Raw genomic sequence first — 20,357 nt, forward strand, 5'->3', positions numbered from 1 at the left:
ACCTCCTGCTTCTGTCTAGTTTCACCAGAAACCAAAGAAGCCCTGTTGCAGCTCTGCCTAAACGGCCGCAACTAGGGCTTCTTTTTTATGCTTCTATTAGGAATATACCGAAGCAACGGATACGTCCCCCTGCTCCCTCCCATGCCAGCAATAATATTTTTCCTATCACCCTGTCCTTTTCCCCTCCAGCTTTGTATATAGAAGGTGAAAGGAGGTGAGGCAAGATGGCACTAGCAATCTTAAAGGATTCAAGCATCCGCTTGACGTTCGAAACAGGCATGGACGAGAAAGGCGAGCCGGTTTACAAGGGCAAGTCTTACTCGAATATCCGCAAGGAAGCCACAGCTGACCAGATCGACCAGGTGGCGAAGGCTCTTGGCGGGCTCAGCACAAACATGCTGCACTCAGTTGAGCGTAATGACAGCTTCGAAATCGTCTAACAGCTGACCAAAATCTAAACCTAGCGACAGGAGGTGAAAAACATGGCTAAAACATTAGAATTGCAGTTTGTTACCGACCACGGCAAAAACACAAAGCTGAACGTTGACAACCCGAAGGAACCAGTCGATCCAGCAGCCGTCAAGCTGGCAATGCAGCAAATCATCGCATCCAACGCGTTCCTGACAGCAGCTGGCACACCAGTTTCAATTGCAGGCGCCCGGGTCGTCGAGCGTAACGTAACTGAATACGAAATCGCGTAATGAACACGAGCCGGTCTTCTTTCTAGGACCGGCTTTTTTGTGAAAAATAAACACGAAAGGAGAATCGCAAATGGAACAGCTGATTCCGTTCATCAGTGACGTCGGCTTCCCGATCGTCGTGACACTGTATCTGCTCCACCGCATCGAAGCCAAGCTTGATACCGTCGTCCAATCGATCCAGAACCTGCCCGATCGAATGCAGGAAAAAGCCTAAAGTTTCACACAAAAAACGCTCAGGGGAATTGCCCTAAGCGTTTTTAATTTACAGCTTAAATCAGTAACCAAGTTTTTACTGGTTCAACAACTCCAATGCCTTCGCAATATACTCATCTTCCCCCTTTTTGATCGCCTCCAGTGTCCGTTCAATTGGAACGGTTGGCTTGATGCCTACGATATGGGTTTGCGTTTTATCGGCATTCAGTATTTCCATCCCAGTAAACACACCGGAAAAACCTCCTGGAATAAGATAGTTCTGAATATTTCCGTCTGATCCAGCGGTTGGCTGCCCCACAATCTCTGCCAATCCATTATCCTTGATGTAGCCGAGCAAATACTCAGGCTGACTCATTGCACCTGCATAGGTCACAAAGACGGCCTTTCCGCTGATTAAAGGAGTCAACGGATTCACCACATCACTGCCCTCATCGTACGTAAGCTTCTCGCGGTCAGGATAAATACTCTGGCTCACTCGCCAAACGGGCCCCTTGATTGGCTCCGCTGTCAAATGCCCCAGCACACTCATGGATAGTTCCGGAGATGACGGATAACCTCTTAAGTCAAAAATAACCCCTTTTGCCTTGCTCAATTTATTAATATTCTCATTAAACGTTTTCACGTTACCTCTCGACAGGTCAAAATAGAAAATATCATCCTCTAATTCTATAAAGCTTTCTTTCCGGTTAAATTCATCAAGGTTCGAAAACTGCTCTGCTTTTACATGATGTTCAAGAATTTCATCGCCGCGCTTTACCGTAATATCAGCGGAATCCCCATAGCGGAAATACTTTGTTGCCAAATATTCCTTATACTGTGGCGATCCCGGTATTTCAGTTTTCAATTGTTCAATCCGTTCCATGCCTTTTTGATCATTGATTTCGACAATGATGTCCCCAGCTTTAACAGGCGCATCCTCCGCAGCGACTGTCACGACCACCTCATTGCCAATCACGTCAACGATAAAAGGGAATAAGCTGCTTTTTAGATAATCTTTCATAAACACACTGCTCGCATGGCCGTCCTTCGTTTTTTCAATCAGCGACATTAATGATCTCGTATAATCTTCCCTGTTCTTATCATCTGCCACATCTTTGAATGAAGTCTGCAGCTGATTCTGCCAATCTGAATCTGTCACTTCAAAATAGGGGTAAAAGTGATTGAGAATGGTCCACGTTGTAATAATTCCGGCGAATCGGACATCCTCATCCTCGCTCGTCATGGCGGGATTTAGTTTTTTAAGATTATCATTCAATTTCTTCAGCTCAACTCTTGATTCTTTTTTATCACCGATTGTTGTCCCTTTGTCATCGACGTACAGAACAAGCGGAAAATCGCAGTATATTCCATCGCTGATCTGTTTCTTGAGCCTCTCATGGACTTTAGGATACTGGTCAAATAAACGGTCACTTTCGATCTGGTATTCCCCTTTTTCAAGCGTAGCAAAAACCCTTTTGCTGCTGTAAGGTGAATCAGGATCATTCACACTATTCACGCCATAATGCTGCCAGGCGATTACCTTGCCGTCCTTTCCGTACTTTCCATCCTTTGCCTCAACCTCCCAATCCTCCGGTTTTTCATCCTCCAAGTAAAGGCTCATTTTCGGGGCGATCGGACTGAACAGCTTATTCAGCTTGTCCTTCAGCTCTTCTTGATTACTAGCTTTCTTCACCTCACCCGCCCCATAGACAGCAAAGCGTTCCCAATCAAGGTCCGCCGCTTCATCGCTAGGATGGTAGTATCGCACCAATCCATATAATTTTGCGAAAGCAGCGAGGTTTTCATATTTCTGCTCAGCAGTGACCTCAGCCTGTTCCTTGCTCACAGGCTGATCCTTATCCTTGTATTGTAAAAGTCCGATACCTGCCAATAAACCCGCAGCCAGTAAAAAGAAGATAATCACTTTTTTCATTAGAAACCCTCCTATCCCGCAAAGAAATTTACATATTATTCCTTTATACGGACGGAGAGATTAATAGTTTCGCAATAAAAAGACATTTTTTCTTAATCAAACGTTTGATTAAAAACTGGTGGAACACGGGGACGGTTCTCCTGTTCCATCCTGGAACGAAAGAACCGTCCCTATGTTCCACCTGGATATTTATGGTAGGATTATATTAATCAATTACTTTGGAGGTCTAGGGATGTTAAATTTACAAAATGCTGTCGGGGAGATTCAGGCTAAGATTGACTTTTCAGGTTCGGTGCTGGTTCAGCGCGAGGATGAGATCTTGATGAGTTCTAGTTACGGATACTCTAACCGCTCGGGAAAATTGAATAATACCCCACATACCCGATTCGGAATTGCCTCAGGCTGCAAGCTGTTCACGGCGATTGCGGTTTGCCAGCTGGCGGAGCAGGGCAAGCTCGCTTTTCATACTAGATTAAGTGATTGCCTTAACCAAGAGTTCCCTCATTTTAGCAAGGACATCACGATCCACCACCTGCTGACGCACACTTCTGAGGTTCCGGATTATTTCGATGAAGACATGATGGATGATTTTGAGGAGCTCTGGCTGAACAGGCCGATGTACCAAATCAGGAGCTTGAAGGATTTCCTGCCCATGTTCCAGAACGAGCCAATGAAATCATCGCCGGGCGAAAGCTTCCACTACAACAACGCAGGATATATTTTATTGGGATTGATCGTGGAACAGGCCACCGGGATGGAGTTTACCGACTATGTCCAGGAGCATATTTTTAAAAGAGCGGGCATGACCGATTCTGGTTATTTTTCATTCGACGCCCTGCCTGCCAACACAGCTCTGGGCTATATCGACGGTGAGGATGGCACATGGAGGACGAATATTTACTCACTTCCTGTAAAAGGCGGCTCAGATGGCGGTGCCTACATAACTGCCGGGGACATGGCCAAGCTGTGGATAGCGCTTTTCAGCCACCAGCTATTAAACGAGGAAACTACTAAAAACCTGCTAATGCCGCATGCAAAAGTAAATGATACCGGCTCATATGGCTACGGTGTCTGGATCAAATTCCGCGACGCAGAGGTCCTGAAATACCACGTCATGGGCTATGACCCTGGCGTCAGCTTCCACTCGGCTTACTATCCAGAACAGCAAACTATTGCAGTCGTCTGCTCAAATAAGTCAGGCGGCGCATACGATGTCATGACCTCTATAGAAGAAAAACTTACATAAAAGGAGCGTCCCCCAGTAACTGTTCGTTTAAGTCCAATTCGCCTATGAATTGGATTTTTTTATTTGTTGATAGATAAGTTGGTTGTGGAATAACCTTCTCATTGAAGAATAAATATTAACAGATAAAAATATAGATTCGAGAAAATGGGGGATTGGGGTATGAAAGATAGGAAAGAAAAAAAATTTAATGTTCCAGTTGGTTCTAAAAGTGCCATCACTTTTGGTTCTGCTTTAGCCATTACAATATCTTGGAGTGTCCATAAATCAGTTCTATGGGCCATAATTCACGGGTTCTTTAGTTGGTTCTACGTTATCTATTATGTTTTAACCAGATAAGCTTGGAACATGGGGACGGTTCTCCTGTTCCAGAATGGAACGGGAGAACCGTCCCCATGTTCCGCTTAGTTCTGGTCGGCGTACCGCCACCAAAACGCAGTGCCCACTAGTCCGGCGAGGCTTGTGAGCAGGACGATGAGGTAGCTGACTGGTTCGAGGGCTATGGCTCCGCTGCCGTCGATGCCGCTTGCCAGTGCCGGGACCGACCATGGCACGTACTGCCCGTACCCGGTTGTGGCAATGATTTGCGCGATGATCATCGTAAAGACGACGTATCCCAACGGAGACAAATACCCCTTTCCGACCGTCGCAAAAAATCCCACAGGCGCAGACAGTAACAGCGTCAGAATCGAGCAGACGAAAAACACCAGTGCTCCCTGCTTCAAAAGTTCCCCCGAGTAACCTGGAATATCTACCTGATGCCCCACAGCCAATGCTAAAATAAACACAATCGCTGAAAGCAGCAGGCACCATACAAATACGACGATGAACTTGGAAAGCACAATATATTCCCTCAAAATGGGCAGCGCCAGCAGATCCTTTATCGTCCGGTCAGAATACTCCCTGCCAAAAATCCAGCTGGTCACAAACCCGAATGCCATCAAGCCGCCAATCGAAACCGCCTGGGCGATCAGCCCGAAAAACGAAGGCCAATCCGCCGAGCCCGCCAGCTGTGCCTTCGCCGAAATAATCCCCATTTTCTGCGCATTCACCGGATCCTTCAATATATACATGAACAGCCCGCCAACAAAGGGAATCATCAGCAGGGCAAGCATCGTGATGAACGGTACCTTCGAGCGGAAGAATTTTTTACTTTCAACTGAAACAGCAATCGCCAACTCACGCATGGTTTTTCGCCCCATTCTCGATCATCCTTAAAAAATACGTCTCCAGATTCTCCTTGTTCACCTGCAAATGCGTCGGCGGACAGCCTGCCTCGACCAGCATCGCCGCAACTTGATCTGGCTTCCTGACAGCCTCTTCCCCTAACACTTGGATGTAATCTGGATGAATGGAAAAATCGTACCCGTTTTTCCTCAATATCTCTTTCATCAACTCTCGCTGTCTCCCGTCGACCAACAGCGTCTTTTTCAATTCGCGCTCGAGGCTCGAAGCATCCATTTTCCTGACCATGCTGCCATTGTGAATGATGGCAATATTGGTCGCCATCCGTGATACCTCATCAAGATTATGGCTGGAAACAAGGATCGTCACGCCTTCATTTTCCGCCAGGCTTTTAAGCAGCTCCCTCACTTCCACAATTCCAGCAGGATCAAGCCCATTCGTAGGCTCATCGAGGATCAGAATTTCTGGTTTGTGGATGAGTGCCTTCGCAATCCCAAGCCGCTGTGCGTTCCCGAGGGAGAGATGCTTCGCTTTTACCGACGCATATTTTTCCAGCTTCAACAGTCTCATGATCCACGGAATCCGGCTTCGGTCCCGCAAACCGCGGAGCTTCCAGACAATCTCGAGATTTTCCTTCACAGTCAGTTCAGGATAGGAATACGGTGTCTCCACCATGTAGCCAACATGATTCCAAAGCCTGATATTCCCGGAACTCACTTTTTCACCGCGAACAGAGCATTCACCCGAGGTCGGCGCGACCATACCAAGCAGCATGCGAATCGTGGTTGTTTTTCCCGCTCCATTTAAACCAAGGAAGCCGAAAATCTCTCCCCTTTGCACCTGCAAATTGACTCCGTTAACCGCCTTGGTTTTACCATAAACCTTGGTCAAATCAGATGTAACAATAACATCATTCATCCCTGGCTCCCTCCTCCATCAACTGCAGTGCCACTCCACGGATCAGCATTTTCAATGCCTGGTCAAAATGCTCCTCGCCAACCTCCTTCACATGAAGCATGCTGAGAAAAATCGCCCTCAGCGAAGCCGCGGCAACTTGCGGGTCACCCTCAATGTTAAAATCACTGAATAGCTTTTCGGCAATGACATCGTCAAACGAATGGTGGCGGGCAAGCTCCTCGGGGGGAATTTTCCGCATCAGCAGCTCCATTTCCCCATTCTGGATAATATTCATCAAAAACGAATGCCGCACCCGCGAGTACAAACGATAGAGGAATTCAGTAAAGCCCACAGCATCTGTCGATTTTTCCGACCCCATTCCCTCATCCATCAATGCCCCTTGAAACTCCTCCAGCACCTTAAAGAACAGAATTTCCTTCGAGGGGAAAAATTGATAAAACGCCCCCTTTGAGATGCCAGCCATCTGCACAAGCTGATCGACCGTCGTCTTCTTCACCCCATATTTGCCAAGGCATTCCTCAGCCGCCTCCATCAATCTGTTGCGAATTTGCTCCTTCTCACTTTCGGTAAAAGCAGTTGCCATGACGGACCTCCATAACGTATGACTAAATTTGTTTTTATAGTCATAGGTTAGCACGATTCATATTTTTACTCAAGTTCTAAATCCATTTTTTCAAAAAAACTGTTCTTTTTACGTAAAAAAAGCCCAAAGTCTTAAATCGCTCTGAGCTTGTATCATTACAGTTTTCTATTCTTTTTAAGAGGATTGTTTCATGTCCTTTTTAAAAGCATAAAGAGTTAACATTAAACCAGTAAATCCAGCAGCAAACGATGGCGGGATACTCCAGCCAAGATAGCCCCACTGACCTGTGAACAACGAAATGAAGAGAAACAGAATTGGAAAGCCGATTAATACTGTTAAAGAAACAAAGAGTGCAATTTTGTTGTTACTTTTCATAGCGAACCTCCATTCCTATTAGAAAAATAAACTGTCCTCAACGGAACATCTTCTTGTTTATATTTTAACATAAATTTCCTTTTCTTATTAACCTTGAGGGTAAATTTTTTTCCACATATAAAAAAATCGAGCACAAAACCTTTGCGGTTTTATACTCGATTCCCGATGATAATTTTGCAATTTTTTCAAAACCTACTTAATCGGAATCCAAACCTCTGAATAATAATCATGGTCTGCCGCGTTGCCTGCTGTGTAAACCTCAAGCTCAGGGAGTCCGGCATGCTCGTATCCGCTGGCTGGGAACCATTCCGTGTAAATTTGCTTCCACACATTTTGGATTGCATCCGGCATCGCGCCATGCACCTCGAAAATTGCCCACTTCGATGCCGGGATCTCCATCTTCAAATACCCTTCCAGCGTTTCACCCTCATGGGCGGCAGCCACCCAATAGTCCATTAGTTTTTCACTTTTGCTTAGATCCACACAAACACCCAGGACACCTTTCACCGGCCCGTTATTTTTACTAAAAAGAAAATCACAGGTCCCATCCTGGTTCACTTTGTCCCACAGCTTGGGAATCCCTTCAAGATTTTCGCCATTGCCATACGAAAAGCTCTCCTTGATTCCAATCACATCAAAACTTTCTTTTTCCATGAGTTTATACTGCATCGGTTCCGCTCCTTTCAAACTCACCTGGATTCCCAGGCTGCTGTATGATTTCAGCTTTCCGGTGTACTTGCGCGCCTCACTTGGCGCAATGCCATGCTGCCTGCGAAAAGCCTTCGTAAATGCCTCGGGAGTGTCATAGCCATATTTCAATGCAAGGTCAATGATTTTCACATCGCTGCTGCATAGCTCACCCGCTGCCAGTGTGAGCCGCCTCCGCCGCAAATACTCACCAACAGAAATGTCCGTCAAAATCGCAAACGTCCGCTGAAAATGAAAAGGCGACGAATTTGCCTGCTGCGCAATCTCCTCAATCGTGATGTCCTCGAGCAAATGCTCCTCCATATAATCAATCGCCCGCTGCAGGGCTTCAATCCATGCCATATCGATCACTCCCTTATAAAAACTTTACCAAGGATTCCGTCCGAACTCCTGTCAATTCATGCTCACTTTTGGCAGGATGTTTCTATTTTAAAAAAATTCGTCACAAAACAGCCACAATCCTCCCTGCCCCACCATGTCCTTTCCCCCCTCCCTTTTTGTATATAGACGGTGAAAGGGTGGTGCATTTATATGTCAATTAAAAATGGCAAAATCGATAACTTTGAAAAGTACTCACAATTTAGCGACCTAAAAGAATTCAACAATCATTTTGAAATGTGGATGGCGGATAAGAAACATTATTTTACCAAGGGTGAGCTCATCGGGCTGAAGAGGCTGACGCGTTTTGCGGCGAAGGTTCCAGGCGTAGCGAATGCAAGAATCGGAACCGTGCTGAAGGCAATCTACGAGGAATACGGAGAACTCGGGATGATCTCCCGCTCCACTTTTAAAAGAATGATCATCAAAGCAACCAAAATTGGCATTCTCACAGTCTACGAAACTGAACGCAAAAACGGCTCACAATCCAGCAATCTCTATGTCTTCAATCGCTTTCCTGTTAATGAACTGCTTACCGAGGAAAAATTGAGCCAGCCTAGTAAAACTATCATTCCTTCTGAAACTAACATTATAAAAAATAAAAAACGTGAAACAGCGCCTGTTGGAAATGAACCAGTTGAAGAACCTGCACCTAAAGGACAACCGGAGCCAGAAGACCACCAATTCGTCAGCGACCGCGTGCCCGCAGCCTTCACTTCGCTGGTGAAATATTTCTTCCCAAAGGCAAAAGCAATCGAAGAATACTGGAGAATGAGTCAGATTTCCGCCTACCGCAACAACTACGAGCACGAACAAGAAACCATGCTATCCATATCACTCGACTCCTTCAAACAGCTCGTCCGGAAAATGAAAACAACCAGCAGGCCCATTAAAAACCCAATCGCCTACTACACCGGCATCCTAAATAAAAAATACCAAGAACACTACTTCGCTGAGCTACTCGAAATGGGATTTTGAGTGAAGCACGGGGACGTACCTTTTGCTTCCATCTCAAGCTAGGCGGAAGCGCGGGGACGTACCTTTTGCTTCCATTTCAAGCTAGGCGGAAGCGCGGGGACGTACCCTTTGCTTCCATTCCCTGAATATATGGTAGAAGCACAGGGACGTACCCTGCGCTTCCAGATTCCAGATTCCAACAGAAGCCCCAGCTCCCTGCGCAACCTCATGTTCAAAACAGACGCACTAGATACGTCCCCGTGCTTCTTGTTCCCGGGCTTCTCGTTTGAGTAGCTGCCACATTGGGATGTAGGTGATGCAGAAGACGAGCAGGGCTGCGAGCTGGAGGTTGATGTAATACATAATCCCGCTGCCAAAGAAACTTAGGATAGTTTTGGATTCTGTTGGGCTGGCCAGGTAGAAGAAGTTTGTATCAAGGATGATATTTAGGAAGAAGATTGGCACCGCGACGATGTTTACGACGAGATAACTGAACAGGATGGCTTTGCGGGGGACTCGGAATCGCTCGAAAAGGATAAAATACAAGACAACTAAAGGAATGGCTGAATGGTGAAGGAAGTATTCAATAAAGTGGAAATGAGGAAAAACGTAGGACATTTCAGGCGTAACCATGGCTAAAATCGCGGGAAGTGAACCAGTAAAATAAAGAACATAAAAACCCTTAATACTTTTCCTCAAGAATACATACATCGCTAAAAACGAGCTCATCGAACACAGATGCAAAGGAAGATCACCGACATCCCATTGGCCGGTGAGTATAAGCCATAAATGCGCGGAAATCTCACACGCAGGCAAAGTCCAGAATATCGTCCATTTCAGCACCTGTTGGTGGCGTTTGAGCTTTTTCCGAAAAAGCACCATTACGAGACAGATCGCAAAGAAAATCCCAAGCGTAATCAGGTGCATAGCCGAAAACAATTCAAAGCCCTGCATTCCGTTTACAGAAAACATTATGTCATCACCCCTTGCTGTATAGTGAAATGCTGTTACCTATAATACTATGCATTTGATAATGATTTAGACGCAGAGGGACGGGTCTTATGCTTATTTTTGGGCTGAATCGCTATACTGTATATAATTTTTCCAGTTACTCGTCTTTGTGTAGAACTCAACGCTCAATTTTACCGTGGCAAAACTTAAACATCCTTAAGTTGACCTATGCTAAAATGTAAAACAACCAATCTGCCAAAATATGTTAGAGGTGATATCGCTTATGTCTAAAAGGCTATTTCCAATCATTCTCCTGGCGGCTGCAGCCCTCATGCTTTCGGGCTGTTCTGATCGCCAGTATGTTAACGAGTTAGAAAAGAAATATGGAGTAGAGTTCGAAGCTGTTGAAAATACAGAATTAAGTCAGGATCTTTTCACTAAGACGATGAATACCCTACGCCCGACAAAAGAAAAGATATTTCTGGTTAAGGAGAATCCAGCGATTGTTTTTAAAGCAAGCGGAAGTCCTACTGAGATTGTCTGGGAGGATTATCTGGAAGCACGATGGGGAGAAGAGCTGAGACAGGAGTTCAATGACACGTTTCAAGCGTCTTTGCCTAAAGGGAGTTTATATAGGGTAACGGTGAGGCCGGATATTTACGATAAATATGACTGGACCCCGACTACCAAGGATTTAAGCGCCAGGGAATACCTAGCTAAGTTCGAGGAAACAGCCGTTGACGTCGAAATCGTCATCCCTGTAACCGGAGAGCTGAATTTAGCCGACTATTCCCAGGGTCTGTATGATCTCTTTTATCGTTTTGAGAATGAGGTCGATAATAAATACTTTCTTGATATCGCCTTCGTAGAACAACCCGCCATCAAAGAAGCGGAACAAACCTTCAATTTGCTGTATCATATCTCCGAATATGAGGACTATAAAGTATTCGGCATAACACAGCTCATGTACCGCTACGCAAGGAACAGCGACCCAGAAGACCAAAAATACTGGATCGAAAAACCAGAAGACATCGAACAATACTTCCGCAAATATGGACAATGAAGCATGGGGACGTACCCACTGCTTCTTTCTGACATGGATGGAAGCACAAGATACGTCCCCATGCTTCTCCCCTGGATGGAAGCACAAGGTACGTCCCCCCGCTCCCCTTTGCTTCACATTTTTTTATTCGGGATTCGCTCATTTCCACCTTCTCTATGTGGTAAAATAGAACCAAAAACGCGAAGGGGGATGATGGGATGATTCAATCTTTTGTCCTGCCCGATGGCAGGCTTGATGATCGGAAGGTTTATAAAATCGAGCCGGTTTACCAGGGGATGAATGGTCGATTTGTGGAGCGATTTTACATTAATCCTGCGCAAAGCTACATTTTCAAGCCCTTGACCCACGACGATCAAATCGGGAAGGAATTATGGGTTCACAATCATGTCCTGAAGCAGCTGCCTCCTGTTTATCCGAGATTAAAAGCTTATTCGATTAACCTCGACAGTCATTGGATCATTTTTGAGGACCTGGGCAGGATTGACCACCGGTTCTCTGAAGAATCCGTTTTGGGCGTGACAAAGCTGATGGCGGATTGGCACAGGATTCCGGGAGACATTTTTCATGAGTTCCCGCAAAAAGGTCCGAAGCCTTTCATTGAAGAAGTAGTTGAGCACCTTAGGCAGCGCAAGGACGAAGTTAAAATTCTGGCCAGCAAGCATCAGATTTCTGCAAGTTTTATAGAATCGTTGCTTTTAAAACTGGATAATACCTCTTTTGAACACCAAGGCGTACTGTCCCACGGAGATTTGCATTCAGGAAACTTCGGTTATTCAGGTGAACGACTCGTCATCATTGACTGGGAGCATGCCCATTTGAATTCTCCTTATTGGGACTTATATCATCTGCTCGATATCTCTCATCCAATTTTTCCGAAAAAAATAAGCAAAAACCTTCGCAATGCAGCCCTTGAATTATATATGAATGAATCCGGCCACTACATCAATCCAACCCTCAGGCATATATTCAAACAAGGTTATTATTTATTTTCATCTGCTTTCTCGCTTTGGATGCTTTTACTGATCGAGGCGGATTTGGAGCGGAAGGAAGCAAAATGGTCGAGAGAACAGCTGACACAGCAGCTAACCGAGACCGTCTCCAGCTTCAAACAATGCAGCGGCGAGCTTCAGGCCTCGTCCATATTAAATAAGGTGGTTACGAAATGACAAAAGTAGGACTCGTAATGAGAAAAATCCAGTTCAGCGAGGCGCAAGGTCCGCGAATTTTTGCTGAACGCCTGAGGGCTATTGGAAAGGAGCTTGGTGTAGAAATCGTCTTTATTTCGCCCGAACGCCATGTCAGCGGCTACGACTGGATCCAGGGATATGAGCATGAAAAAGGCGATCTCGTAAACTATGACATCGTCCTCGACCAGCTCCATTCGCAAAAAATCGATCATGTTATCTACACTGTTTCCGGTTTTACATACCTGAAAATGTTCCTGGAAAAGAGCGTCCTCTTCCCTCACAGTTTCCCGGACCCGGCTTTGACCGGCTATGAGATGATGAAGCCCTTCTATCAGATTGTTGACAAGGCTATCGTTCAGACGGAATTTTTAAAAAGAGAAATGGCCCGCAACTTCGGGGTGGATGATATTAGCGTGATTCCAATCGGTTTCAATGAGGAGCTGGCGCGGAAATATTATGACCCGAGTCAGGTCATCGACAATCGCATCCTCTGGATCGGCCGCGACGAGGAAAACAGGAGACCAGATTTGCCAATCGAATACGCGAGGAGAAATCCAGACAAGGATGTGTACATGGTGTTTGGCGGCGAGCGGTACCGCGAGAGCATGAAGAAATATAACATTCCGGATAACGTAAAACTGCAATTCGCCTTAACCCAGGATGAAATCTTCGAATTGATGAACTCCGCCAAGGTTTACTGGTCATCATCAAAGTTCGATACCTTCGCCATGCCGCTGACAGAAGCACTCGCCATGGGAAAAATGGTCGTAAAACCAGAGCACCCATGCTACGACCACATCAGCGCCCAGCACTCCTTCGCCGGCAACGAAAAAAACTGGTTCGAGCTCGTCAACATGGCAGCCGCCAACCCATCAAAAACATCACAATCCAACCGCGAATACGCATTCCAATCCTTTTCAGGCAGCATCATGAAAGAAGGCTACAGAAAGTTCTTTAGCGAGTGGATCTAGGGAAGCACCGGTCGCGAAGCACGGGGACGTACCCTGTGCTTCTTTTTCATCCCTTGGCGGAAGCATGGGGACGTACCCTGTGCTTCCTTTTCACTGCATAATTGGAAGCAGGAGATACGTCCCCGTGCTTCATTGAATGGAAGCAGGAGATACGTCCCCGTGCTTCCTTAAAGAAGGAGTTTAATTGCCTTTACTTGAATATGTATCTAAAAAGAGGTGATGAAGTGAAGAAGTTCGTGCCATTTTTCTTATCCATCTTATTCGTATTGGGTGCCTTCCCTTCAGTTACTAGTGCCTGTTCTTGTGCGGGCGTACCATCTGCAGAGACTGAACTGAAGCGGTCAAAGGTTGTTTTTAGCGGGAAGGTCATTGAAATTAAAGATAAAAAGGTGAAAGGCTACATATCGAAATCGGTCCGCTTTGAGGTAACAAATACATGGAAGGGCATCGAGGAATCGCAAGTCATTATTACCACCGGCCAGGGCGGCGGGGACTGCGGATTTGCATTTCACATCGGCGAGGAATATCTGGTTTATGCGAACGAATCGGATATGTATGGTGAAAAAGCTCTCATCACCTGCATTTGCGACCGAACCGGGTACCTGGGTTCACTGAGTGAGGATTTGAAGGTTCTAGGTGCGGGAACGCCTCCAACACAAGAAGTGGACCTGAGCGAAACACAAACCGGCAGTAAATTATATATATGGGCAGCTATAGTTATAGCTACAGCCATTGGCGGACTCGTATTTTTCCTAATCAGGAAAAATAAAAAATCCGAATAACCTGGGGTGTTTAGAAATGAAACTTATAGTCGGGATCATACTTATTTTCATGAGCGTCGTCCATGTCATTTACGGGGAAAAAATGCAGACCAATATTTTAAAGAAATTAAAGGCAGACAGCATTTTGATAGGCTCCTTCCGTTCGATGTCTTTGCAAGGAGGCCTCATTCTTTTTGCTGTAGGGCTGATGGAAATCATGGTTTACTTGGACATCATTGAACTAATCGGGATCGCTGTATATATCCCTTTAGGCATCGTTTCATTAAATATGATCGCCGTCTTGGTCGTAGCTCTGCTAAAACACCGCGATTTAATCACAGCGACAGTGCCTCAATTCATCATCTTTTCATTCATCATCCTCCTGCAGGCGTTGAGCATAGCTTGAAGCACGGGGACGTACCCTTTGCTTCTTATTTTTGGCATGGGAGCGCAGGGACATACTCTTTGCTTCTTTTTTCCCTGCTGAAATGGAAGCAGGAGAAACGTCCCCGTGCTTCTAAAAAAATCGGAAAAGGAGATAAACTCCAGTGATTAAAGAACTTCGACACTCCATCAAGCAATTATCAGAGAATGAAGCTAAAAGTATATTGTTGCAGACGATGATCAATTTAAAGCAGGTTGGGGATTCCGCTGGAAATCCTGAGCAAAAGATTGAGCACATAGCATCCTGGTACAAGGAAATGGAGTCTCTCCTCGAAGGCGCTAAAATGGTTGAACGGCCTTATAAAACCGTCCATCTCGTATGCGGGGAATCAGCGGCCGGTTCCTTGCGATTTACCTTTGGACGTGAGCATAAAGCAATTGGGTTTCCAGACTTCTTTGCTGTTGGGCCGATTGAAAACCTGCATACAGAAGAGGGACGCAAGCGCCGTTATGAGTGGTTAAGGGACCACCTGAATTTCCCGGATGATTTTATCGAGGAAGAATATGAACACAGAGTTTCAAGCACCCTGAAAGAAATCGGGGCTATTCCTGCCCATACTCCCATTGTCATCTGGACGGCCGAAAACGCCGATGAACAAACAGGAATACGATACCTTGTGAATTTGTTAAAGGAAAAACCAAATGAGATGTACTTGATCAATACGACAACCGCTTACCAGGATTTATTCAACACTGATGAGTACCAATATTTGTACTCCCATACCGGCGGGCCCCATCCAGAGGAGCTTGTGCAAATCTACAAGGAGAAATCTTCTACACCATTGAGTTTAGAGGCACGGCGAGAACTGGAGGATGAATGGCTGAGCCTGGCAGAAACAAAAGAAGTCCTGCGTATTTGGAAAGACGGCGCCATTACACCGATGAACGAGGACTACTTCGACGAGCTCATCATCACCTCAGCAGAAAGACTACATAGAAAACAACCATCAAAGGATTTTATCAAATCAGCCCGGATCATCGGCGAAGTCTACGGACATATCGATCAACACGTAGGCGACACCTTTTTAGAAGATAGACTAAGAACCTTAATATACAAAGGAGTTTTCGAGATCAAAGGAATTCCAAAAACCATGAGATCCTACAGCGTTAAGCTGAAGTGAAGTACAGGGACAAGTGAAGCACGGGGACGTACCCTGTGCTTCTTTTTTCACGGTTCATTAGAAGCAGTAGATCCGTCCCCGTGCTTCTTCAGTGTTAGTGGCCCTTAGGAAAGGAAATTAATTTTATGGATGGAATCGAAAATTCTTCAGCTATTATTTCAAAATTACACTTTTGAATGATAGAATTTAATAGTTTGAGAGCTAGCAGACAGAGACTACTTGTTGATTGGAGCAGAATTCTGATGATAAACCGATTAATTAAAGCAATACTACCCACCGTTATTACGAGTATATTCTCCTTTTTCGGCTTGGTGATGCCTGTAGCCTTTGCGGGTGCTGTGGTTTATTCGATAATTGTAGATACCATTCCCAGTCATAGTAAGAAACCAACAGTCTTAACGTACTTTTTCCATTGTATCCTATATTTTCTTTCTGGCATTTTAGGATGGGAGCTCTATCTCTTCATAATGTATGGTGATTTAGATTTTTCAAACCTTTTAATATGTGGCTTTTTTTCACTCTTGTACTACCATATACTGCTCTTAATCAATCAATATAGAGATTAATAACCTGTTCAATTGCTTTTCTTGCTAAAAAAGGAATTTGATGGAGTTTTGGAAGCGTCACTTTTGAAGCATGGGGACGTACCCTGTGCTTCTCTTTCATCGCTAGAATGGAAGCAGTAGATACGTCCCCCTGCTTCTCTAACAGCTAGAATGGAAGCAGCAGAAACGTCCCCGTGTTTCTACAGAACATTTTCGAAGAAGATTTGTACGATGATGGCGACGGTGGTGATTCGTAAGATTGGTTTTACATAGTTTGGCTTCAGCTTTCCGGCTATCCGAACGCCGATTTGTGCTCCTGTTAGGGAACCCAGCATTAAGGCGATGGTTACTGGCCAAATGACGGCACCGGTGGAGATATAGGTAATGGCGGCTCCCAAACAGCTTGAAAACGTGGCGAGCCGGACATATCCGACCGCTCGTATGTAAGCGATGTTCAGGTAGCCAAATAAGTAAAACATCAATGTCCCCTGCCCTGGCCCAAAAAGTCCATCATAAATCCCGATTGCGTATAAACCTGTGACACCTTTCCCGGAAACCTTCAAAGCTCCATCCCCTGAGAAATTCCCCTTGCCAAGAAAAGACGCAAAAAATGCAAACACAAGCAGGCAGAGCGCAACAATGTACATGTTTTCACCTGAAATATTTGACGCGATGAAGCCGCCGCTCACCCCGCCAATCATACTGACAGGAATAATCCAGAACGATTCTTTTAGAGTTATTTTCTTTTCTTTATATAAATGGTAAAAACTCGAGAGGGAACTGAACGTATTCGAAACCTTATTCGCAGCGATCGCCGAATGAACCGGGACTCCCAGGACAAGCATCGCCGGGAGATTAATCAAGCCCCCGCCTCCTACAAGTGTCCCAATTGCCGTCGCACAAACTCCAATGAAAAAAAGAAAGATATATTCCACTATTTAACACCTCCTAACAATATTATATTCCCGGCCACACCATAAGAATATTTAATGTTTCTAATTAAAAAGGATAAGAAAAAGTTATCAAAGCGCTGAGCTAAAAATTGATTTTAAATCTTCCATTCTTTATATTTAACTTAATAAAGCATTAGGGCCGAGGTGGAAAAATGAATTCATCAAATAATAATAAACTCTATGATTTTATCACTGAAGATCCATCAATCCTCACTAATAAATGGTTAAGTAAGAGAGCAAACAGACCCTCAAGTGTTTACTCCTGTGATAATCATCAAGCTGAAGCCCGGTTAAGGGAGCAAAATGCCCTTTTTATAAAAACAGTAGCCAAAGTCCTCGTTGCAGATGATGAAGCAGTAAATCAAGAGATTAAGAAATGGGCGCAAACCGTTGCATTGGACCGGGTGGAAACAAGGACTCCCATTCATGAAGTGATTCACCAGTTCAAGGTGTTTAGAGGCATCTTTTGGGAACATATTGGCCAGTTTGTCATGGAGAATAAAGGGGAAATCTCCGATTCAGAAATTTTTCAATGGAGTTCTCTGATCCATTCCACATTCGATACAATAATTGAAACGTTCGCTGAACAATATTTTACCTACTACAATGGCAGGCTTTCTGTTCAAAGTGAATTGATCAATGAATTGAGCGCACCGATCATCCCGCTTTCTGATTCCATAGGGGTATTGCCGCTTGTGGGAGAAATTGATACTCAACGTGCGAAATACATAACAGAATCTGTTCTAATGCAAAGCAAAGAATACCGTTTGACCCATCTGTTCATTGATTTATCAGGGGTTTCCATTATAGATACCATGGTAGCCAACCAGCTATTCCAAATCATAGACATCTTGAAACTAATTGGAGTGACTGTGCATATTAGCGGAATCCGCCCAGAAATAGCACAAACAGCCGTGCAATTAGGGATCAACTTTAACAAAGTTCCCACCCAGGCAAACCTAAAACAAGCCTTAAAAGCCAATAACATTCTAATATCAGATATCCACAGGAAAAGCTAAGCACAGGGACGTACCCTGTGCTTCTTCTTTCATCCATCGTTACCCTGCAGACCCTAGTGAAATATAAGAATAAAAACACCTGGATTCACTCGTGGAACCCAGGTGTTTTCCTCTTTTAAACTACTCTTCCAGCTGCTCTCTTCAAAATCTGGTTCCCGACTTTTTTCATTTGTTCCTGGTCGAACATTTCGTCGAACTCAATCTTTCGGTTCCCGTAGTGAATGTGCATTCCTTTTTCAAGAACGCCATCTTTAAACCAGCTTAAATTGTTGACAATCTGATACCTGAATTTATCCATGTAAGCAAGGTCTTTGGATAGAAATAACACTCTCTTGTTGGTAGAAATTAAATATCCTTGGATTTCTTTTTTGCTCGGTTTATCACATTCACAGAAAATAAATGCTGTTGCTTTTTCATCTATTTCGTATACTCTTTCCACCAAGCCGACAAAGAATTCCTTATTGTTCTTTATTGCATTGAATTCATATTGTGAAGTGCCATTCTCCATTACCCTGGAAATCAAGGCCTCCACTTCTTTTCTTTCCTGCTCTTCTTTTACTTTCCGCTGCCGTTCCAGCTCAGTTCGTTTCTTTTCCTTTTCTGCCTTCTTGGCCTCAAGCTTCTGGTCCGCTTCAGTTCTGTATTTAGCAACCTTTTCTCTAACAATCTCGGGATTCTGGCTGCCTGCTAACATTTTCACGAAAACGTCCTCCACTTTTCGGCTCACTGTCCGGTAAATGCCCATAACTGCCTCCTTAACTAATCATTTTCTTTGCGACATAAAATCTTCTACCTAACCAAGCAAGTGCAGCTGCTCCCAATCCGCCAGCTGTTGTTTGTCTGGTCTCGCGCTGTTCTTCTTCGTATTCCTTGAAGCCTTGCTCATAGTAAAACTTGAAGATTGTCTCGCCTTTTTTATAATCTTTCGGAATAGAAAGGTCTGCTCCCTCCTGCCCTAGTGCAAGAGCTTCCTTACTGATCTTTTCTACTTCCTCATTAGACTCAAAGCCTTCTTTATACCAATCTATGAACTTTTCATTATCCAAAGCTGGCTTTTTATATTCCAACATCGTAAAAGCAGCCTCGTAACCCTGCTCCCTATACGTTTCTTTTAATTCCTTCTGCCCTGCTTCATATCCTTCTTGATAGGCAGTGATGTACAATTGCTCCACGTTTTTAGGAGTATCCTGGACATCCTTTTTCCCATCTCCAAGTCCTAGAGCATAGAATTCTTTTTTCTTTGCTTCCTGGCGTTCAGTTACTCCCTTTTTAAAGCCTTCTTCAAATGTAGCCTTTAAAATCGTATGCCCGGCGTATGACTGCGGGATGGCAATCTGATTCTGCTTTTTTCCTAAAGCATATCCAGCATCACTGGCTTTCCCTTTTTCAGCATCAAGCTTCGTCTTTCCTTCTGCATATCCTTTGTTGTAGCCAGTCGCATAACCGCTTTGGAAGGCGTCACTCCCTCGTGCACCCGCGCTATTGCCAGCTGCTCAGATATATCCATCCTTCTGACCCTGGTTATATCCCTGCTGCTCGCCAGCTTTGCTATCCTGCTGGTCCTTGTCGTATTGGATTTGCTCCGGGCTATTGTTGATCTTTGTTTTATCGTATCCACTTGGCGCTTCACATGGGATGCCGTCATCGACTTTCCCATTGCCCCAGCCATCCAGGTTTTCCGGGTCGTATGTAGCTGAATATCCTTTTGAATTCCAATATGTAACGACTTCATCGTATGATGCAAAGTCAGAGCAATCCTTATCATTCCTCGTCGCCGCTGGCGCTGATTGAGTAGATGAAGACCCTCCTGACGACGTTCCTCCACCATTGTGATAATGGTAACCTGAGCATAGCCCTTTTGATTGAGACTTCTGACTGCAATTATGCCCGCCGCTGGAATCCGTCCTGCCCGAGTGCGCAAAAGAAGCAGTTCCAAAAATGAACGTAAATAATAATGTTAAAATGGCAATTCGTTTATACATTCTTCTCCTCCTTTTAATAACATTAGTTCCATTTTCCAGGTGCAAATGTTATTTTCCGGAATAATTTTACGTTAGTTACAACAACCTTACAATACGATTACAACGAAAAAATTTTGGGAAATTACGGTATAACGAGGACGTACCCTTTGCTTCTTTTTTCATCCAGAATGAAACCCACATAAAAGAA

At 44.7% G+C, this 20,357-nt stretch carries 24 protein-coding genes; 12 read left to right on the plus strand and 12 right to left on the minus strand.

What is annotated here, in order from left to right; all coding sequences use genetic code 11:
• Positions 1–224: 224 nt before the first annotated feature.
• From AC3EBE_RS04190 to AC3EBE_RS04200, 3 genes are all read left to right on the plus strand, one after another.
• Positions 225–440, plus strand: coding sequence for a DUF1659 domain-containing protein (locus AC3EBE_RS04190; protein WP_488593748.1), 216 nt, complete (start codon positions 225–227; stop codon positions 438–440).
• A gap of 42 nt (positions 441–482) precedes the next feature.
• Positions 483–701, plus strand: coding sequence for a DUF2922 domain-containing protein (locus AC3EBE_RS04195; protein WP_488593749.1), 219 nt, complete (start codon positions 483–485; stop codon positions 699–701).
• A gap of 70 nt (positions 702–771) precedes the next feature.
• Positions 772–915 (plus strand): YvrJ family protein, encoded by a 144-nt coding sequence (locus AC3EBE_RS04200; protein WP_488593750.1) that lies wholly within the window; start codon positions 772–774, stop codon positions 913–915.
• A 75-nt stretch (positions 916–990) separates the two neighbouring features.
• Here the strand turns inward: AC3EBE_RS04200 and AC3EBE_RS04205 are convergent, their stop codons facing one another.
• On the minus strand, positions 991–2,826 hold the full coding sequence (locus tag AC3EBE_RS04205; protein WP_488593751.1) for a S41 family peptidase: 1,836 nt from the start codon (positions 2,824–2,826) through the stop codon (positions 991–993).
• Positions 2,827–3,058: 232 nt separating this feature from the next.
• Between AC3EBE_RS04205 and AC3EBE_RS04210 the strand changes: the two genes are divergently transcribed.
• Positions 3,059–4,072, plus strand: coding sequence for a serine hydrolase domain-containing protein (locus AC3EBE_RS04210; RefSeq protein ID WP_488593752.1), 1,014 nt, complete (start codon positions 3,059–3,061; stop codon positions 4,070–4,072).
• Positions 4,073–4,473: 401 nt separating this feature from the next.
• Here the strand turns inward: AC3EBE_RS04210 and AC3EBE_RS04215 are convergent, their stop codons facing one another.
• The 5 genes from AC3EBE_RS04215 to AC3EBE_RS04235 form a co-directional block, all read right to left on the minus strand.
• Positions 4,474–5,271: an ABC transporter permease gene (locus AC3EBE_RS04215; protein WP_488593753.1), complete on the minus strand. Its 798-nt coding sequence runs from the start codon at positions 5,269–5,271 to the stop codon at positions 4,474–4,476.
• Entirely contained in the window at positions 5,249–6,172 is a 924-nt protein-coding gene (locus AC3EBE_RS04220) for an ABC transporter ATP-binding protein (protein WP_488593754.1), read from the minus strand. The genes AC3EBE_RS04215 and AC3EBE_RS04220 overlap by 23 nt, the downstream gene beginning before the upstream one ends.
• Complete coding sequence (locus tag AC3EBE_RS04225; protein ID WP_488593755.1) at positions 6,165–6,755, minus strand: TetR/AcrR family transcriptional regulator; 591 nt, start codon at positions 6,753–6,755, stop codon at positions 6,165–6,167. Before AC3EBE_RS04225 ends, AC3EBE_RS04220 begins: the two co-directional genes overlap by 8 nt.
• A gap of 174 nt (positions 6,756–6,929) precedes the next feature.
• Complete coding sequence (locus AC3EBE_RS04230; protein WP_488593756.1) at positions 6,930–7,130, minus strand: hypothetical protein; 201 nt, start codon at positions 7,128–7,130, stop codon at positions 6,930–6,932.
• Positions 7,131–7,322: 192 nt separating this feature from the next.
• The gene (locus tag AC3EBE_RS04235; protein WP_488593757.1) at positions 7,323–8,180 is read right to left on the minus strand and encodes an AraC family transcriptional regulator; all 858 of its coding nucleotides are present in this window, start codon (positions 8,178–8,180) and stop codon (positions 7,323–7,325) included.
• Positions 8,181–8,369: 189 nt separating this feature from the next.
• On the opposite strand from AC3EBE_RS04235, the gene AC3EBE_RS04240 reads away from it, so the two are divergent.
• Positions 8,370–9,194: a hypothetical protein gene (locus AC3EBE_RS04240; protein ID WP_488593758.1), complete on the plus strand. Its 825-nt coding sequence runs from the start codon at positions 8,370–8,372 to the stop codon at positions 9,192–9,194.
• Positions 9,195–9,419: 225 nt separating this feature from the next.
• Here the strand turns inward: AC3EBE_RS04240 and AC3EBE_RS04245 are convergent, their stop codons facing one another.
• A complete protein-coding gene (locus AC3EBE_RS04245; protein ID WP_488593759.1) occupies positions 9,420–10,145 on the minus strand; it encodes a YwaF family protein in 726 nt (241 codons plus the stop codon).
• 262 nt (positions 10,146–10,407) lie between these two features.
• On the opposite strand from AC3EBE_RS04245, the gene AC3EBE_RS04250 reads away from it, so the two are divergent.
• From AC3EBE_RS04250 to AC3EBE_RS04275, 6 genes are all read left to right on the plus strand, one after another.
• Complete coding sequence (locus tag AC3EBE_RS04250; RefSeq protein ID WP_488593760.1) at positions 10,408–11,187, plus strand: hypothetical protein; 780 nt, start codon at positions 10,408–10,410, stop codon at positions 11,185–11,187.
• A gap of 197 nt (positions 11,188–11,384) precedes the next feature.
• The gene (locus tag AC3EBE_RS04255) at positions 11,385–12,353 is read left to right on the plus strand and encodes a phosphotransferase family protein (RefSeq protein WP_488593761.1); all 969 of its coding nucleotides are present in this window, start codon (positions 11,385–11,387) and stop codon (positions 12,351–12,353) included.
• A complete protein-coding gene (locus AC3EBE_RS04260; RefSeq protein ID WP_488593762.1) occupies positions 12,350–13,345 on the plus strand; it encodes a glycosyltransferase in 996 nt (331 codons plus the stop codon). Before AC3EBE_RS04255 ends, AC3EBE_RS04260 begins: the two co-directional genes overlap by 4 nt.
• Before the next feature lie 224 nt (positions 13,346–13,569).
• Entirely contained in the window at positions 13,570–14,127 is a 558-nt protein-coding gene (locus AC3EBE_RS04265) for an LPXTG cell wall anchor domain-containing protein (RefSeq protein WP_488593763.1), read from the plus strand.
• Positions 14,128–14,143: 16 nt separating this feature from the next.
• Positions 14,144–14,512, plus strand: a complete 369-nt coding sequence (locus AC3EBE_RS04270) for a hypothetical protein (protein ID WP_488593764.1) — start codon at positions 14,144–14,146, stop codon at positions 14,510–14,512.
• A 142-nt stretch (positions 14,513–14,654) separates the two neighbouring features.
• A complete protein-coding gene (locus tag AC3EBE_RS04275) occupies positions 14,655–15,671 on the plus strand; it encodes a DUF1835 domain-containing protein (protein WP_488593765.1) in 1,017 nt (338 codons plus the stop codon).
• A gap of 745 nt (positions 15,672–16,416) precedes the next feature.
• Here AC3EBE_RS04275 and AC3EBE_RS04280 read toward each other — a convergent pair.
• The gene (locus tag AC3EBE_RS04280; RefSeq protein ID WP_488593766.1) at positions 16,417–17,151 is read right to left on the minus strand and encodes a sulfite exporter TauE/SafE family protein; all 735 of its coding nucleotides are present in this window, start codon (positions 17,149–17,151) and stop codon (positions 16,417–16,419) included.
• A gap of 170 nt (positions 17,152–17,321) precedes the next feature.
• Between AC3EBE_RS04280 and AC3EBE_RS04285 the strand changes: the two genes are divergently transcribed.
• The gene (locus tag AC3EBE_RS04285) at positions 17,322–18,188 is read left to right on the plus strand and encodes an STAS domain-containing protein (RefSeq protein ID WP_488593767.1); all 867 of its coding nucleotides are present in this window, start codon (positions 17,322–17,324) and stop codon (positions 18,186–18,188) included.
• A gap of 115 nt (positions 18,189–18,303) precedes the next feature.
• Here AC3EBE_RS04285 and AC3EBE_RS04290 read toward each other — a convergent pair whose 3' ends face one another.
• The 4 genes from AC3EBE_RS04290 to AC3EBE_RS04305 form a co-directional block, all read right to left on the minus strand.
• Positions 18,304–18,933, minus strand: a complete 630-nt coding sequence (locus tag AC3EBE_RS04290) for a hypothetical protein (RefSeq protein WP_488593768.1) — start codon at positions 18,931–18,933, stop codon at positions 18,304–18,306.
• Between the two features lie 10 nt (positions 18,934–18,943).
• Positions 18,944–19,360: a hypothetical protein gene (locus AC3EBE_RS04295; protein WP_488593769.1), complete on the minus strand. Its 417-nt coding sequence runs from the start codon at positions 19,358–19,360 to the stop codon at positions 18,944–18,946.
• 179 nt (positions 19,361–19,539) lie between these two features.
• Positions 19,540–19,695: a hypothetical protein gene (locus tag AC3EBE_RS04300; RefSeq protein ID WP_488593770.1), complete on the minus strand. Its 156-nt coding sequence runs from the start codon at positions 19,693–19,695 to the stop codon at positions 19,540–19,542.
• Positions 19,682–20,170 (minus strand): YHYH domain-containing protein, encoded by a 489-nt coding sequence (locus tag AC3EBE_RS04305; RefSeq protein ID WP_488593771.1) that lies wholly within the window; start codon positions 20,168–20,170, stop codon positions 19,682–19,684. The genes AC3EBE_RS04300 and AC3EBE_RS04305 overlap by 14 nt, the downstream gene beginning before the upstream one ends.
• Positions 20,171–20,357: the final 187 nt, after the last annotated feature.

It is taken from the genome of Mesobacillus sp. (assembly GCF_057785455.1).